The sequence below is a fragment of the Lederbergia citri genome (assembly GCF_018343625.1).
Classification (GTDB): Bacteria; Bacillota; Bacilli; order Bacillales; family Bacillaceae_C; genus Lederbergia; species Lederbergia citri.
On the sequence record NZ_JAGYPG010000002.1, the window covers coordinates 1,277,934 to 1,294,510 of the forward strand.

Annotated in this window: 13 protein-coding genes; 3 read left to right on the plus strand and 10 right to left on the minus strand. The window is 37.2% G+C overall.

Annotated elements, in window-relative coordinates; translation table 11 throughout:
* Nucleotides 1-150 precede the first annotated feature (150 nt).
* The 6 genes from KHA97_RS14760 to KHA97_RS14785 form a co-directional block, all read right to left on the minus strand.
* On the minus strand, nucleotides 151-1,011 hold the full coding sequence (locus tag KHA97_RS14760) for a hypothetical protein (RefSeq protein WP_213125464.1): 861 nt from the start codon (nucleotides 1,009-1,011) through the stop codon (nucleotides 151-153).
* A 391-nt stretch (nucleotides 1,012-1,402) separates the two neighbouring features.
* Nucleotides 1,403-1,984, minus strand: coding sequence for a sugar O-acetyltransferase (locus KHA97_RS14765; RefSeq protein WP_213125465.1), 582 nt, complete (start codon nucleotides 1,982-1,984; stop codon nucleotides 1,403-1,405).
* Nucleotides 1,985-2,106: 122 nt separating this feature from the next.
* Nucleotides 2,107-3,288 (minus strand): DUF4317 domain-containing protein, encoded by a 1,182-nt coding sequence (locus KHA97_RS14770; RefSeq protein WP_213125466.1) that lies wholly within the window; start codon nucleotides 3,286-3,288, stop codon nucleotides 2,107-2,109.
* 459 nt (nucleotides 3,289-3,747) lie between these two features.
* Nucleotides 3,748-4,086, minus strand: a complete 339-nt coding sequence (locus KHA97_RS14775; RefSeq protein ID WP_213125467.1) for a DUF3889 domain-containing protein — start codon at nucleotides 4,084-4,086, stop codon at nucleotides 3,748-3,750.
* 105 nt (nucleotides 4,087-4,191) lie between these two features.
* Complete coding sequence (locus KHA97_RS14780) at nucleotides 4,192-5,379, minus strand: amidohydrolase (RefSeq protein ID WP_213125468.1); 1,188 nt, start codon at nucleotides 5,377-5,379, stop codon at nucleotides 4,192-4,194.
* A 52-nt stretch (nucleotides 5,380-5,431) separates the two neighbouring features.
* Nucleotides 5,432-6,850, minus strand: coding sequence for an MFS transporter (locus KHA97_RS14785; RefSeq protein WP_213125469.1), 1,419 nt, complete (start codon nucleotides 6,848-6,850; stop codon nucleotides 5,432-5,434).
* A 145-nt stretch (nucleotides 6,851-6,995) separates the two neighbouring features.
* Between KHA97_RS14785 and KHA97_RS14790 the strand changes: the two genes are divergently transcribed.
* From KHA97_RS14790 to KHA97_RS14800, 3 genes are all read left to right on the plus strand, one after another.
* Nucleotides 6,996-7,892, plus strand: a complete 897-nt coding sequence (locus tag KHA97_RS14790) for an EamA family transporter (protein ID WP_213125470.1) — start codon at nucleotides 6,996-6,998, stop codon at nucleotides 7,890-7,892.
* 424 nt (nucleotides 7,893-8,316) lie between these two features.
* A complete protein-coding gene (locus KHA97_RS14795; protein WP_213125471.1) occupies nucleotides 8,317-11,349 on the plus strand; it encodes an efflux RND transporter permease subunit in 3,033 nt (1,010 codons plus the stop codon).
* A 671-nt stretch (nucleotides 11,350-12,020) separates the two neighbouring features.
* On the plus strand, nucleotides 12,021-12,284 hold the full coding sequence (locus tag KHA97_RS14800) for a hypothetical protein (protein ID WP_407658040.1): 264 nt from the start codon (nucleotides 12,021-12,023) through the stop codon (nucleotides 12,282-12,284).
* A 528-nt stretch (nucleotides 12,285-12,812) separates the two neighbouring features.
* On the opposite strand, the gene KHA97_RS14805 is transcribed toward KHA97_RS14800, so the two are convergent.
* From KHA97_RS14805 to KHA97_RS14820, 4 genes are all read right to left on the minus strand, one after another.
* Nucleotides 12,813-13,373, minus strand: a complete 561-nt coding sequence (locus KHA97_RS14805) for a hypothetical protein (RefSeq protein WP_213125473.1) — start codon at nucleotides 13,371-13,373, stop codon at nucleotides 12,813-12,815.
* A gap of 200 nt (nucleotides 13,374-13,573) precedes the next feature.
* On the minus strand, nucleotides 13,574-14,326 hold the full coding sequence (locus tag KHA97_RS14810; protein WP_213125474.1) for a CPBP family intramembrane glutamic endopeptidase: 753 nt from the start codon (nucleotides 14,324-14,326) through the stop codon (nucleotides 13,574-13,576).
* Nucleotides 14,327-14,626: 300 nt separating this feature from the next.
* Nucleotides 14,627-15,487 carry an alpha/beta fold hydrolase gene (locus tag KHA97_RS14815; protein ID WP_213125475.1) on the minus strand — a complete coding sequence of 287 codons (861 nt, stop codon included), beginning with the start codon at nucleotides 15,485-15,487 and terminating at the stop codon, nucleotides 14,627-14,629.
* Between the two features lie 386 nt (nucleotides 15,488-15,873).
* Entirely contained in the window at nucleotides 15,874-16,461 is a 588-nt protein-coding gene (locus tag KHA97_RS14820) for a hypothetical protein (protein WP_213125476.1), read from the minus strand.
* Nucleotides 16,462-16,577: the final 116 nt, after the last annotated feature.

Consider the following 16,577-nt stretch of genomic DNA (forward strand, 5'->3'; position numbering starts at 1 on the left):
ACATACTTCACTATTGATTCTATACAAAAAAATCCGGCTTAAAATTACATGTCATTTTGAACCGGATTAGATTCCCAATTACTTTTTCATAGGTATTCGGTTTTTTCCCACCTATTTATATCAGCCTCAATTTAATCTTTTGTTTCTATTTTACCTATTTTGTACCTTCTTTTTGAAATCATCGTAACTCTTTTCAAACTCTTCTTTTGTGACTGCGTGATACGTCAGTTTTTGGTTGGTTGCCCAAAACGACAGATCGAAGCTACTAACATCCTCGTGAAAATTTCCTTCCAGCTTAATTTTCTTCCCGTCTACAGTGGTGTATAGTTTCAACATATGTCCGTCTGTAATACCGTTCAACTCATACGTGTCTTCTTCATACGGAATTTTTTCATTCCCAGTATCAACCATCATAAGAAGAGAACCTGACAGTTCACCTTCGAGAAGAGCTTCATCGATTTTCAGAAACAATTGATACTTTCCGTTTTCCGTGGAATAAAGATATCCATAGACACTTCTCAGTTCGGAAAAAAAGGTTCTCAAGAAATTATTTAACTTTTCTTCCGAGTGATAAATCGCTATTTGCAACTCTTGTTGTAATTCTTTTTTATGTTGCTCAAGACTTTGATCTGTCACGGATTGGAATAGTTTTACATCACTTTCACCTTGCTCTTGTACGACAAGATTTTTCTCAGAAAACCTGGCGGAAAACTTTTTGATTTCCCCACCATCATCAACGCTAAATTTAAATCCTTTTTCGGTCGTTTCACCAGTAATGGAAAACTCTTTTTCTTCAATAAAAGGGACATTCCCGATTTCATCTATGAGTTCCTGTTGATGAAATATACCTTTTACATTCCCTGTTCGACTCTTAAGTTCTAGCCAATACAATTTCCCATTTTCACTGTACACAAATTCTTCGGATTTACTCACCTTTATAGCAAACCAAATTCCTGCACCAATTACCAATCCAATTAGCACTGCCACTCCCCAAAATGTAAATTTGTTCATCTTGCTCCCTCTCCTTATCTATAACCCGAATCAAAATCCCTTTTGTAAGTAAATATTTCTGAGTGAGCAGAGATTGCCCTGTTCTGTATAGTGTTAACTGCTCTTTTTTTTATTTATTGTATAAAATAATTATTCATTATCCTATACGAAACAAAATTTTCTCACTATGATTCACATCGACGGGTCATAATTCGCGGGACTTTTGATAATGGGGAGAATCGTATCGAAACGGAAATGAAGAGTGGCGTCGCATTTATTATGAATGAAACGCCAAATGGCAGGAATTTTATTATAAAAGAAGATAAAGAGAAACTTCGGGCGGTCTCTCGCATCTCCTGAAGTTTCTCTTATTTTATCCTGTACCGACAGTAGTGGGGATTATACTCATAATTTATTTGTATTTTTCTTTATCTGCTTCCGTTATTTCTCTGATTACTTTACAAGGAACTCCTCCTGCAAGTACATTACTAGGTATACTTTTTGTAACGATACTTCCTGAAGCAATAACAGTGTTGTCTCCGATTGCCACTCCTGGCATAATTTTTACGCCGCCACCAAGCCACACATTATGACCAATTGTAATTGGATAAGCATACTCAAGTCCTTCATTTCTCTGTTCAACGTCTAATGGATGGCCTGCAGTATATATTCCGCAATCTGGTCCAATAAACACATAATCACCTATCGTTACTTTAGCCTCATCAAGAATAACTAAATTATGATTGGAAAAAAAATGATCACCTATTTCAATATTATATCCATAGTCACAATACATCGGCTGTTCAATAACAAAGTCTTTTCCAATCTTAGAAAACAGCTCTCTAATGGTAGCTTCCCTGCCTTCAAAGTCGTCAATTTCTAAAAGATTATATTTTCTACAAATCTTTTTACACTCGGTTCTTTCTTTTATGAGTTGCGGATCGTGATTATTATTATAAAGCAATCCTGCTTTTGCCTTTTCTTTTTCTGTCATTATTGAATAAACTCCTTTTATGTCAAATCTGTGTTGTGATAGGGTTCTGATCAAAATCGGGTTTTATATTTTAGTCCAAAGGTTCACTAGATACCAAGCCTTTGCTAAAGTCCTATAATCTATTAGCTCAATAACGCTTCCTCAATCAACGTAAACCCTTCAATCTCAGTATCTTCATCCACCTCAATCAATAAACAACGTTTCCCGTTAAAATGGACCTGCCTAACATATCTCAAGTCTTTGGGGCTAATCGAAATATTGGCTACCTTCGTACTAATTTTGATTGATTTCGACGTATATTTTGGCACAATACTGCTTGCTTTTAGCTCATACTTCTCGTCATCGATGACTGTTTTGAACGCCATTTCAACTTTATCTGTATCGAAGTCTTCCACTCCGCTCACCTTCAGCACACGTTCTACGTCTTTGTAATCCAATGTTGGGGTGTCTTCCTCTTCTTCTTCATCTTCATCCTTATCCATCATGCGATTGATTTCCTCATATACATTGGCAAGAGTATGAGTATCAACCTGGTCTCCAACGATTTGTTTTACAATTTCTTCAAAAACCGCCTTATCTTCTGAAGCCGTCATGATTTCTTCGCCATTCAAGACATTCTCGATAAAGTGATAATTAGGCTGATTTGCTTTCCCTGACGAATAAAGAACACGGTTTACATCGGCCGCGTTGTCAGTGAAACATGGGTACAAAAATCCACCTACTGGAGTTCTGAGATTGATAACTGAATCAACCACAACGCTGGACTTAAATTCCTTCTCGATATAATCAAACACCAACGACCTTTTCGGCTGTTCCGTCTGGTTAATGCTGCAGAGAATAAAAGGATGTGTATACACTTCATCCCGATCACTTACTTCCGCTTCCTCACTGTTCCTTTTCGTCGGCTTAAAATATTCCCCGCGGATGAACGTGACGACCATATCCTTCTCATACTGAACATCCTTGAACATCTTTTCAACAATCAGAAGCATTTGCTCCTTCCAATCGTCAACATCCTCCGCTTGCAAACCTTCATGGAGAATAAACCGAGAATGATCCTCCGCCTGTTCTTGAAACTTTACTTCAAATAACTTTATATCCAATGCACCGGTGAGCACTTTTTTAAAATTGATCATGAATAGCTCCTGCTGTTCCCGATCCAACATGGAAAAAGGATTGCTCTCCTGATGATAAATATCGCTACTTTCTTTTCTTATATAGACATTAAAGATATGGGTGATTTTTAATAAATCATTATCTAGCTTGAACTGTTTACGAATGTTGGCAATATCCTTCTTGTTCATATGAATGTGCAACTCCTTAGCTGTTTAGGGTCTTTGTTCTGGTTTGAAGCAAAAATAAAAAAGAGAATCCAATTTGTCGTTTTCACGACTAAGGACACCCTATTATTATATCAATATTGATAGTGAATCAGCTTAATAATTTGATTGTTTTTTATAGGTCCTTCATTCACATAGAGGTAATAATTTTATCTACCTATGATACGGCAATGAAGACCTGCTTAAATGATAAACAGCTAGGGAACTATGTGAGGAATTTGAAGAATAGGGAGGCGAGAGGTTCGTTGCTATAAAAAAAGCCCTACCAGTATAGTGCCAGTAGGGTAATAAGGATACTGCTATCGTTTCTATGTATTGAATAGGAATACTCAACAGTTATTCATCTATACACCAACTCTAGAGATGAATACTTCGGATACTACCGGAAAAATCCTTGAATTATCGAGCCTGCTTTATTCATGCTTACGAAATTTCTTGGATATTTGAGGAGATAACTTGATTGGTTTTGGGATTATAAGATATTTTCACCCTAACCTCAACCTCTTTACCATTCTTTATAACAACAAAAAGGAATGTGTCTACAACTTCTTTTTCCGAAATTTTTTTACTTCCCGCGAATAGATAATCACTTATTTCTTCGTTAGGGTATCTTTCTTTTAATTTTTCTATTGCAACTCTTCCCCATTTTTCATAACTTAGTTCTTGCTGTTGAGCAAAAACTTGATGATTATGTGTGACCGCGCCGATAAAGAAAGATAACGCAAGAACCGCTGCTATTTTTGTAATGAGTATATTTTTCAAAATAATTCCTCCAAGAAACTTTGTTTTAGTTTTGAATAAATCACATTAGTTAAACTTTGCAAATCTTAAGTAATTTATTCAATGTAATTTCTTCATCGTGAGGAGTTACTCTAGTCCAAAGTACCCACAAACTACATAACCTACTGATTTAGCAGCTACAATCAGGGCATCTTCATCGATATCAAATTTTGGATTATGATTGAAATATGGTTTTTCCACACCTTTTGGAGTACAGCCAATATAGAAATAGCAGCCAGGGATTTTCTCTAAATAATATGCAATATCATCAGAAGGGGACATCATCGGATACTCGATAACTTCTTTGATATCCGGGTCATTCGCACCTTCAAGACTCGTCCTTACTAAGTCCGTCATTTCCGGGTTATTATATAGTGGTGGGTAATCAGGGGCGAATGTCAAATCACATTGAACACCAAACTCAGCTTCAATCCCGCCTGCAATACGGTGTAGTTCCTTCCCAATAATCTCCTTTGTTTCTTCTGACATATATCGGATATCCCCTTCAAGTTCCACACGATCCATAATAACATTAAAAGTTCCCTTTCCATCAAAAGAGCCAATAGTGATTACACCCATATCAAATGGATTCAAGCGGCGGCTAATAATGGTTTGGACAGCCGTGACAAAATAAGCACCAGCAACAATGGCATCGTTTGCCTTATCAGGTGAGGAACCATGTCCGCCAACACCCTGAATTCCTACCTTTAGATAGGATCTGCCAGCCATCGAATAACCTTTATGATACCCAACCACACCGGCTGGATTCATAGGGAGTAAATGAATTCCAAAAATATTTTCAACATCATCAAGTACCCCGGAGTCTACAATGCTTTTTGCTCCGCCAGGTGGTACTTCTTCTGCATGCTGGTGAATGATTTTGATGTTACCAGGTATTTCATCTTTTAATTGAATAAGGCAATCAGCTAGAATCAGTAAGTAAGCCGTATGTCCATCATGTCCACATGCATGCATGACGCCCTCATTCTTTGATTTGAAGGGAAGTCCCGTTTCCTCCAAGATTGGAAGGGCGTCAAAATCGGCACGAAGAGCAATCGTTTTCCCTGGCTTTCCTCCCTTAATTGTTACGATAATCCCAAAACCATTCCCAACATTGGACTGAATTTCAACATCCTTGTCTTTGTAAAAATCTAAAATATATTGTGCTGTTTTTTCTTCTTTAAAAGATAACTCAGGATTCTCATGTAAATGACGGCGAATTTGAATTATTTCATCTTTACGATTTTCCAACATTTCCATTAGTTGTTGCTTCATATTAATACCTCCTAAAATCTCAATTGTCCTTGTTGCGGCACGTTCCACTTTCTTATTCTGAGACAGGTGTTGGCGCGGGTGACGTTCTTTTTGTTCCTTTCTTTCCGGCGTTCCCCGGGACCATAGTCATAATGGACAATAATGAAAGGATACCGAAAACTACATTTGCAATAATTCCTGCGGTTGCGGCTACATCAATATTCCCCGCAGCTGCAATCGCACCATAAACAGCGGCAGAAATAGCAACCCCAAACGAACCGCCGAGAGAACTTGCCATTTTATAAACTCCGGATGCTTCCCCGACTTTATTTGAAGGTGCATTTGTTACAGCTGTGTCTGTTGAAGGTGTTGCATAAATTCCAAGACCAAGCCCGAATAAGGCGAATCCAATAAATACAACAACTGTATAAGATAAGTCTGGTAAAAAGGTCAAGCCCATGAGTCCTACTCCAACGGTTGTTATGATTGCACCCCAAATCATTGGAGATTTAGCCCCAGCTTTTTGCAGAATCTTTTCTCCAACACGAATCATTGCTAATACAGCAACTAAATAACCTATTGAGAGCATTCCAGACTGAAAAGAGGTAAACCCTCTGCCAACCTGAACATACGTATTCGCAACGACAAGCGTTCCGGCAATGGCATTTAATAAAAAATTGGAAACAGTTGCACCTGTATAAGGCTTGTTTTTAAACAATGAGAAATCAATCAGTGCATGTTCTCTATTTTTTTCCACTTTAATGAAAACCAGTAAGCCAATTATGGTAAGTGCAGCAAGACCTAAAGTTAATAGGCTTGTCCAGCCAAAATCTTTTCCGCGCGTAATTACAAGGTTTAAGGCGAGCATGGTAATGGCGAAAATAGTCAGCCCACCAAAATCAAACTTGAAGGCACCTGACTGCGCTGCTTTACTTTCTGGTGTATCCTTGATAAGCCACAAGGCCAATAGAGCAAAAATAATAGAAAAAATGAATATCCATTTCCATCCCATATAAGTGGCTATAGCACCGCCTGCGAAAGAACAGACACCTGAACCGCCCCACGAACCGATAGACCAATAACTTAAGGCTCGCTGCCGCTCTGCACCTTCAAAATACTCCTTTATTAAGGCAATTGTTGCCGGCATAATACATGCAGCTGAAAGGCCTTGAATAACACGACCAATGATTAACAATACAGACCCGGTTGCAAGAACGAGACAAAGAGATCCGATAATACTTAACACTAAACCCAGATTGGTAATTTTCTTACGTCCTATCTTATCGGCGATTCCACCGGCAGCTACAATAAACATCCCCGAAAATAACGCAGTCAAACTAATTGCAACATTTATTGGCCCTAACGAAATGCCTAAGTCCTTTTGAACAGCTGGGACAACGTTAACCATCGCCTGGGCAAACAGCCAAAATGTAATAACACCAAACACAATCCCTATAATCATCTTATTTGTACCTTTATAGCCTGCTTCCATTGAAAGACCTCCTAATAAGTTTAACTTTATATAATAAAGATTGTGCTTAGTATGCCTTACGATATATCCTTTTTATTCCATATAAGCCATTTTTCAATTTATGATATAATAGTTTGGTAGTTTTGAGCTTCATGGAGGTTTCATAATGAAAGTAAACAAAGGTATCTTATTTGTATTATTAGGTGCTGGATGTTTTGGTTTTACACCGATATTTGCTAAATTGGGGTTTAGCTACGGCTACTCACTCGGCCAAATTAATATCGTTCAGATGATTATTTCCTCATTTTTATTATGGTCTTTCACTCTACTTAAACGCTCCAGTTTCAAAGGACTTACCAAGAAGAATGTTCCTCAAATGATGATAACCGGTTGTTTTATCGGATTAACGAGTATTTTTTATTATGGTGCGATGCAATATCTGCCGGCCTCATTGGCCATCATTTTAATGTTTCAATTTGTTTGGATAGGAATTCTGTTGGAATGGATTTTCAGCAAAATAAAACCTGCCCCTGTAACCATATTGTCTATCATTTTAATATTGATCGGGGTCTTTTTTGCTTCCAATATATTAAATGGCGACATACAGGGGCTACCCTTTAAAGGTTTCCTTTTTGGTATTCTCTCTGCGTTTACTTATGCAGGATTTATTTTTTTCAGCGGAAAGGTCGCTGTCAATGTAGACCCATGGACTCGGACTTCTATAATGGCAACTGGGTCAACCATCTTAGTACTTGTCCTATTCATGCGTGACATTCCATCTGTACTGCCATTGGAGGCAAACTTATTAACGACTGCCGTAGGGGTTTCGCTATTTGGAGCAGTCCTTCCCCCACTATTTTTCGCAGTCGGTGCACCACTGGTTTCAGGTGGAATCGCCAATATATTAACATCCATTGAATTACCGATCGCTATCCTATCAGCCAGCCTTATTTTGTCAGAAACGGTAACGTCGCTTCAGTGGTTAGGAACGGCTATTATTTTAGCAGCGATTGCTTTAAATGAACTTGGTAGTATTCTTTTAAGAGTTAGGAAGCATATTTAGCGGAAGAGTTTTTGTATGCTTTTATTAAAATGACTTTATATAAAAAAGAGAAAAACTAGCATTGGGGAAAAGACCTTAATGCTAGTTTTATTCGTAATAACACCTTTATTTTTAGTACGGATTACCATACCGTATCAAAATGCGATAATTTAGCGTCTTATATCTTCTTTTTTCCTTATGACAAGATCTCTTATGTTGATGCAGCTATTCTTTTCTCCACAGACAGTCTTACTGAAAAAACGAGTAATTCTTTTGGGCGATTGCTTAAATTATTCGCGCGATAGCACACCAATTCCTAACAACAGCACTCCACCTCTTCAAGGTAAAGTTTTTGTAAAATTAGTAAAAACTACCTATTCACGGTGTGATATAAAAGGTATAATTTACCTGCTTATATTACATTTGTACTAAGGGGATGCTTTTTATGACTTGGTTTACCAAGTGGGCGTTACGGAACAAAGCCGCCTTGACTTTCGCCGTATTGGCCTCGATGATTTTTGGGTTTTTTAGTTACACTACTATTCCAATGGAGCTCATGCCCTCAGCTGATCAGCCTTACGTAACCATTTCAGTCGTGGGCAACGGCGTCGATGCTGTAAGCATGGATGAACAGGTTACACAGCCAATTGAAAAAGCAATTAGCGGCGTAAGGGGAAAACAAAATGTCTTAGCTCAAACAGGGAATAACTTCACCCAGATGACGGTCACCTTTGAATCTAGCATTGATATAAAAGAAGCAAAACAGCAAATTCAAGAAAGAATTTCGATGGTCCAACTCCCTAATGGTGTTATGAAACCATACGTAGTCAATCTCAACACATCCGAAATTCCCATCGTAGAATTAGGTCTTACCTTTGATAAGGAAATTAACAATAATGATTTAAATATCGTAGAAAACGAGATTATGCCGATGTTCCAAGACTTAAAAGGTATCGGCAATGTCATCACAAACGGCGGCAGCAATCAACAAGTCATGATTGAAGTCGACTCAGAGAAACTAGCTGCAGCACAATTCCCGCTTGAAAAACTTTACACCCTTCTTCAAGGAAAAAATGCCTCTGTTGCGATGGGCGAACAAACATTACATAACGAAGCAACAAGCATTATCGTAACGGGAAAATTAGAATCACTCGATGACCTCAAAAACATCCAGTTAGACAGTAACACTAAACTACAAGATGTTGCAGATATTACGATGCAAAAAGATACCGAAAGCATCACCCATTTGAATGGGAAGAATTTTATTGATGTCGTTATCCAAAAGGATTCGACGTCCAATGCCGTAACCCTTGGAAAAGAAGTGGAAGAGGTTGTTAAAAAAATCAACCAGGACTACGAGGGAACGCTACAAGCAGAGATCGTGATGAACTTAGGGAATACCGTTCTTGATTCCATTAATTCAATGACAAGAGAAGTCTTGACCGGGGCATTATTTGCCACGCTCATTATCTGGTTATTCCTGCGCAGTTTCCGCATGACCCTGATCACGATTGTCAGTATACCGCTGTCCCTTTTCATTACGATGATTATGCTTTCCTTCTTTGGCGTTACCTTAAATATTCTCACTCTTGGAGGAATCGCGGTATCTGTCGGACGGCTGGTCGATGACAGTATCGTGGTCGTAGAAAATATTTACCGAAGAAAAAGCAATAATGAATTAACCCCTGCCTTTCTGATTGATTCAGTTAAAGAAGTCGGCGCAGCAATCACATCATCCACGCTCACAACAGTGGCAGTATTCCTTCCAATGCTGATTGTTTCGGGAGGTTTACGAGATATTGTCGCTCCGTTCGCGATTACAATCACTTGCTCATTACTAGCTTCATTGCTTGTGTCGCTGACAGTCGTACCGGCACTCAGCGCCCGGATGATGAAAAAGGTAAAGGTAAAAGAACGCAAGAGGAAGTCCTTCTACCCATCTCTATTGAAATGGTCGCTTAACCATAAATGGCTTCCAATCACGATAGCAGTTCTCGTTGTGGTCGGGTCAATCGGGTTATTTATCAGCATGCCTAAAGGGTCTGTCGATCAGAAGGATTCGGCCTATATTGATATAAGTCTACGCTATCAAAGCGGAACTCCATTTAGTGAAATGGAAGAAGGCGTTGCGAAAATGGAGAGCATTCTTGCAGATAAAGAAGGTGTAAAAACACATATTACAATAGCAGGAGTCAATGAGGAAGCTGCACAATACGGTAATCTGCAAGATGCAAATGTCGTTCGCTTTATGGTTTTTCCTGATGAAGGGACCGATTCGGCAAAATTTGTGAGAGACATCCGAAAAACAAAAGATCAGTTTCCAAATTCTGAGCTGACAGCTGACACAGCAGGATTAATGGGGGCCAATAAAACGACTGTTTCCATTGATGTCATTGGCAAGAATGATGCAGATATTAAAAAAGCAGCTGATTTTGTGAAGGATAAAATCGGCAGCATCGATGGTGTGGAAAAAGTAGAAAGCAATGATCAAAATACTAAACCAACCGTTATCATTGAGGTGGATTCTAAAGTAGCCAATGCGCAGGAAATCTCCCAGTCTGTTTATGCGATGATTAAGCCTGCTATGATTGGAGCCATTAAAATTGAAGGAAGGACTACTACCGTCAAATTAGGCGCACTACAAGAGATCCAAACGGCGGACGATCTAAAAAATCTGCAGTTAATGACGCCAACTGGACCTGTTTCATTGTCAAGCATTGCAAAGATTAAAGAAAGCGAGGAGCCAGGCACTATTTTTACTAAGGATGCCCATCATTATCTTCAAGTCACAGCTCAAGTAAATCCTGACAAAATGGTCAATGTTACCAGCAAAATTCAGCAACAGCTACCAACTTGGAACAAAGATAACTCGTTTGCAAAAGATACACGTGCAGAACTTACTGGTTCTTCAATGCAATCATCCGATCAATTAGTTGAGCTCGCTAAACTGTCGATGTTTTCCATTGGAATCGTGTTTATGATTTTGCTAGTGACCTTAAAGTCGTTCCGGGCAAGCATCGCCATCTTGATTTCGCTTCCGCTTGCAGCGATCGGTTCGCTTTTAGGGCTTGTTGTTACCAACACAAGTATCAATATTTCTTCCGGTATCGGTATGCTCATGCTTGTCGGAATTGTGGTAACGAATGCCATCGTGCTAGTTGACCGAATCCGTCACAATGAGGAAAGCATGACGATTCGAGAAGCAATTTTGGAAGCGGGCAGTGTACGTCTAAGACCGATTTTGATGACCGCCCTCGCCACGGTATTTGCGATGCTGCCACTTCTGTTCGCACATGAATCGGCGATGAGCTTAAATCTTGTTTCAAGAGGACTTGCGGTTGTGGTTATTTTCGGACTCATCGTGTCTACGCTCTTGACACTGATCGTCATTCCGACATTCTATGAACTATTCCATTTCCGGAAGTCAAAAAAACAGCGGCTGCAGAGGAGCCAAGCAACAGGTACTATAAGTCAATAATGATCAAAAAAGACTCGGTTTTATACTAGCCTTCTAAGCTACGATATAGGGACCACACATATGCGATATGCATAACACGTGCGGTCCTTTTTTGACTAGAGCGGATTTCTTAAAAACAAGAACGTTATCCTTACCTTTATCCCTGTTCATGTCCGCTGTTTATACCGAAGAAATTGAGGAAATAATCATTCATAGAAAAGTGCCTTCACGCCCTGAATAATGCCAATTCCTCCTTTAAAATCTGGGCGTGAAAGTGACTGGCACCAAAATCTATATTTCAAGAAGCCGACTCTATTATGATAAGGTTCACCCTCTAAATACTCGGTACCCTAATTTCTCCCCATAAGTAGTAACCTTTGACGGGTTTCAATAACTTTATCAACCTCCGGATTTACATTTTCGAATTTTATATTTCCTTTAATTATTTCATTATCAAATAGGCTAAAGCATCTTGATAGAAAATTTCCACAGCGCCACACATTTAGTTTATAGGATGGTCGATCTTATGTTAAAAACCATATGAATCATACTTCTTACATTAAAAACTGCTTTTCCACTATCGCCTTGTGTTGTCGACTACTCCAATAACAAATTGTAGGAATACCTTAATATAGTCAACATGACTGTTGTAATTAAGGAGGTGTAATAAGTTGTCAGCACACTATTATCATATGTGTAATCGAGGTATTGGGAGAGCAGTTGAAATTCGCACGATTCACGGAGCTGTTCATCGAGGCATTATTGAAAGAGTATCTCCAGATAGAGTATTCCTTCGACCATTAGGCGGTCCTCCCTGCGGATATGGTGGGTTTGGATATAGAGGTTATGGCTATGGAGGATATGGATCTCCTTGGGGTTGGGGCTTTGGCTTTGCAGCCGGAATCGCATTTGGAGTAATTGCCACACTAGCTTTTATTCCATTTTTTTTCTGGTGAGGAATATAAGCTAGCATAACAAATTTTTCATACCCTATCTATTTACCATTAATTCCTGTCTGTTTAGAATAAAATAAGGGAAAACTAAATTAATAGCAGGCTAATTGTGTGTTAAAAAGCCTGCTATTTTATTTGAAAAATTATACGGTAACAAAATGGCCAGTATTTCCAATTCAAAAACTGTAAAAAGTCCATTTACCCATGATCCGCTTCACCTGATTAATCCCAAAACGTAATATTAAAAAAAATTTAATTACCATCCGTTTCTAATTTCGTTTTTTAGTTAAAGACTTAAAAAAAGAGGGCCAACTTCTACGGACAAACCTCCAAAAAAATTAGTTTAATAGCTTTTAAAATGCATGGCCTGACAAAAACCATAAAATTAAAAATACCAGCTTATCCTGAGAAACTTCAGACACAAGCTGGTATTTTGTTTTCCTCTCTTCATAATTTTGAGAAGAAGGAATTTTTCAATCAACATTCTTTTGTTATTTCAAAAAGAATCTAAAAATGAAAACAAAATCTCCGTCATCCATGATTAACTGATAAGCGTTTACGAGTTCTTCCTATGAAAAAGATTATTATTGAAATCATTATCATTATTCCATACGACAATATATCCCAAGCATCAATAATTGGCTGATTAATAAACTTTGAAATAATTGTACTAATTATAATACCGACAGGAATTCCTAAAAGAATTGAAACTGAGACTGTAATCCATTTAACAGTCTTAATAGTTAAAAACAAAAAATAAATAACCCACATATAGAAAATAGCAACTAGTGATACAGGAATTCCAAGGGATAGCATTAATTTTGTACCACCCATTATAATATTTAGGATCAATAAAAATGGAATAATAAAAATACTAAAAGAAACAAGAGCCTTACCGACTTTATTCCTTTTAAACTGAAATAAAGGAATGATCATAAGCCATAAAAACAAAATACTCGTAATTGGATATAGGGACCATGTGAGTTTACCTGTAACTGAAAAATTACAAATTATACAAATCAATATACATAGGAAACAAGCAACAGAAATCGCCGTTTTTGTTATAAAGTCTACCGAAGCTTTGTTGTTCATTCAAAAACCTCCATCACCATTTTTAGAGTAATAATAACGGAAGGTTATAAAGGAAGGTAGGGTGATTTTTTCTCCCCTCCTTGTTAGGTACTAACTTATTAATAAATTTGAATATTCCTATGATGACATTATATAGTTAAGTGGCTCACAAACTTTTTATATAACAGGTTTGGCGAATAGCTGAACAAGGTTCGTCATTTTCAAGACTTTTGTAACAAAAAAGACTTTCTCGTTAGAAATAGTACTAGTAAAAGCAAGCCAAGTACCATTACGGCATCAATCCATACATAATACGGCAACATGTCGTTATTAATGGCTACGTTGACTATTTTAGAACTTGAGGTCCCGCCATCGGCACCGAGGTAAAACCATGAAAAATCCCAGAACCAATGAATTCCTGCCACAAACCATAGGGATCGAGTTACGAAATAACAAATAGCAAAAAATAATCCTGCAAAGAAAAGATAGCACATTCTAGAAAAATCGAAATTTCCATCTATCAAATGCCCTAAAGTAAATAAAACTGCGCTAATGACTACAACGAGCTTAGATGTATAAGGTAACACGCTTACAATATAACCACGAAATACTATTTCTTCAGCAAAACCGATATATGCTGTTGAAATCAATAAAATAAAAGTCGAAACAATGAAGGCATTCGTATCAACAGATAGGTTCTGTATTCTAATTGTACCTGTGCTGTACATTACGCTGAATCGAAATATTTGATAGACTACTCCTATTAAGCAACCAAAAAGTAAATAACGTAACCAATCTTTATTCACTTGTAGACCTAATTGGGACAGCCCGCCAAGCCTGAGCCATTTACATATAAAGTGCATTAAAAAAATGGAACAAAAGGCAGAAATGACCCATATTATGTCGTTCTTTTGTAAGACAGTAAAGATGATTGTACTCCAAAGGAATAATAATCCAAAAAATCTAAATAACACGAGTTTCCTCCTAACTTATAGTATTTACACAAATTTTATACAGTTTTAATATTCTTCCAAAGAAAAAAAAGCCTTAGAAGCTTTATTGATAATATCCAATTCAGTTTCTAAGGAAAAAAGCCAATATAGGAACTAAAAGTAAGGAAACTACTACACTTTGGATAAATGTAAAAACAATGTCTTTTTTCCATGTATTACTTTTTGGGTAGCGATTATTTATTCTTTGAAATTCAAGAAATAATGCCCACCAAAATAGCACAGCATAAATAGCTGAAATAAAGCTATCATAGAACAAGTTGCTCACACCCCTAATCTACTATTTTGAATTACCCAGTTGCGAATCTCATTAGCGACTTCTTTAGGATTATCCCAATGAACTATATGGTTAGTGTCTTCCATTGAAACAATTGTGACATCATGAATATTCTGTTTTAATGTGGTTATTCCAGCTACTCTAGCTTCAGTTAACTCTTTTGGTAGAGTTGCGTAGATTAAAATCAGGGGTGATTTTATGTAAGGATAAGCAGTTTTAAAGCTTTCTTTAAAAAAGGCTTTAATAATTGATAATACAGTAAACTTTGAACTAATAAGTTCATATTTTCCGCTATGATTGAAAAGTGTTGCTACCATTAGTTCAATTTTTTCATTCCATCGTTTTGTAAATTGTTGATACTCCCTTAACACATCTTCCCAATTGTGGAAGACTGAAGAATGGTCCATGTAATGATTCCAACCTTCATATACTTTCGAAAAGGTCATATCCTCCTGGAAATCTGGAAATGTATAGCCACCGTCGAGTAAGATAACTCCATTAATTTTTTCGGGATACTTTTTAGCATAATGTAATGCAATATCAGCACCCCAGGAATGGCCCAAAATATAAAATGGTTCTTTTAATACTTGCTGAAATACATGGTCATACCATTGGGCAATGTTTGAAAATAGATAGTCGTCTTCATTTACAAAAGAAGGTGTCCCTCCGTGCCCTGGATTATCAAAAGACAATACATGATATTGTTCTTCTAGATATTCAGCCAACTCAAAGAAAGCTGCACCACTATTCCCTAGTCCGTGTAAACAAACGATGGTTGGCTTGTTATGCTTTCCCCATTCATAAAAATGAACATTTACATCTTCGATCTTTAGATTAAAACCCTTCATATTACCCCCCCATTTCGGGATTAAGTGTACTTGCTTATTTCTTCAAATCTTAACTATATTCCTTCTTTATTTAAACTCCTCGTTCATCGAATAATAAATGCAATGCCTATTTAGCAGCATACTCTTGCACTCCTGCACCCATATAGTTACAAACTATTATTATTTAATACTTCCCTTATCCACCAACTGGTAATTTACCTAGTTGGCTATTTGCTCTAATTGATAGACATAACCAAACTCTTCAAATTCTCTAATTGATGCCGCGGAAGAAACCATTCTATTCATTTAGCTACTGTTTAAAAAATTATCAAATAAATAAAAACGCTGGAATGTCAATATCCCAGCGTTCATTTTATTTATTATAAAACAGGTATTGTACCACGTTTTTAACTTGGTGATATGGCAGTATCTCTTCTGTAAAGACTTACACCAAGATAAACAAGTGCTAAGCCAAGTATTAGAGAACTTAATGGGATTCCTGCTACTGGTACAAACTCAAATAATGGTGATACTGCAAGAACTAAACCACCAAGTAAAGGAAGTTTTTTTGACTTCATTATATTAATTCCAATTAAGATTACACCTATAGCATATACAAGAAAAGAAACGACCAGCCCTACTATTGATTCGGGAGGAGCTGATAACACATCCGGGGCTACTTTATTGATGTAGGGGTTAATATATAAACCAAGATACTTTGCTCCAAGTGAAAGTGTTGTACCTGTTATCCCAATAATAAAACTAAAAGTAAGAAACTTCCCGCTCGAATTTAAATGATATAAATAAAGACCGATTAATGCAAAAAGAAATAATGTTGTTCCGAAATATTCAATGTAAATTGGGATATAATAATGAGCCGAGCTATAGTCTCTTTCGAAATAACCAAATGTAAAAAGAACCCAAGCCATAAGAAGTAAAATACCGGATAGTAATGTTAACACACTGTACAGTTTAAAACTTTTTAAACCGGACATCTGTTTTCCCCCTTTTGATAATACCTGAGCTAATATATGTTCAAAAAAATTTGGTTATTACTCAAGGTGCATAAATATTACATTAATAAATTTGCTCTGAAAGACAGATCCTCCTA

Coding starts and splice junctions, on each gene's coding strand:
- KHA97_RS14800 (WP_407658040.1), top strand. CDS start 12,021: ATGTGTAATCGAGGTATTGGGAGAGCAGTTGAAATTCGCACGATTCAC.
- KHA97_RS14805 (WP_213125473.1), bottom strand. CDS start 13,373: ATGAACAACAAAGCTTCGGTAGACTTTATAACAAAAACGGCGATTTCT.
- KHA97_RS14790 (WP_213125470.1), top strand. CDS start 6,996: ATGAAAGTAAACAAAGGTATCTTATTTGTATTATTAGGTGCTGGATGT.
- KHA97_RS14815 (WP_213125475.1), bottom strand. CDS start 15,487: ATGAAGGGTTTTAATCTAAAGATCGAAGATGTAAATGTTCATTTTTAT.
- KHA97_RS14820 (WP_213125476.1), bottom strand. CDS start 16,461: ATGTCCGGTTTAAAAAGTTTTAAACTGTACAGTGTGTTAACATTACTA.
- KHA97_RS14770 (WP_213125466.1), bottom strand. CDS start 3,288: ATGAACAAGAAGGATATTGCCAACATTCGTAAACAGTTCAAGCTAGAT.
- KHA97_RS14795 (WP_213125471.1), top strand. CDS start 8,317: ATGACTTGGTTTACCAAGTGGGCGTTACGGAACAAAGCCGCCTTGACT.
- KHA97_RS14780 (WP_213125468.1), bottom strand. CDS start 5,379: ATGAAGCAACAACTAATGGAAATGTTGGAAAATCGTAAAGATGAAATA.
- KHA97_RS14785 (WP_213125469.1), bottom strand. CDS start 6,850: ATGGAAGCAGGCTATAAAGGTACAAATAAGATGATTATAGGGATTGTG.
- KHA97_RS14765 (WP_213125465.1), bottom strand. CDS start 1,984: ATGACAGAAAAAGAAAAGGCAAAAGCAGGATTGCTTTATAATAATAAT.
- KHA97_RS14760 (WP_213125464.1), bottom strand. CDS start 1,011: ATGAACAAATTTACATTTTGGGGAGTGGCAGTGCTAATTGGATTGGTA.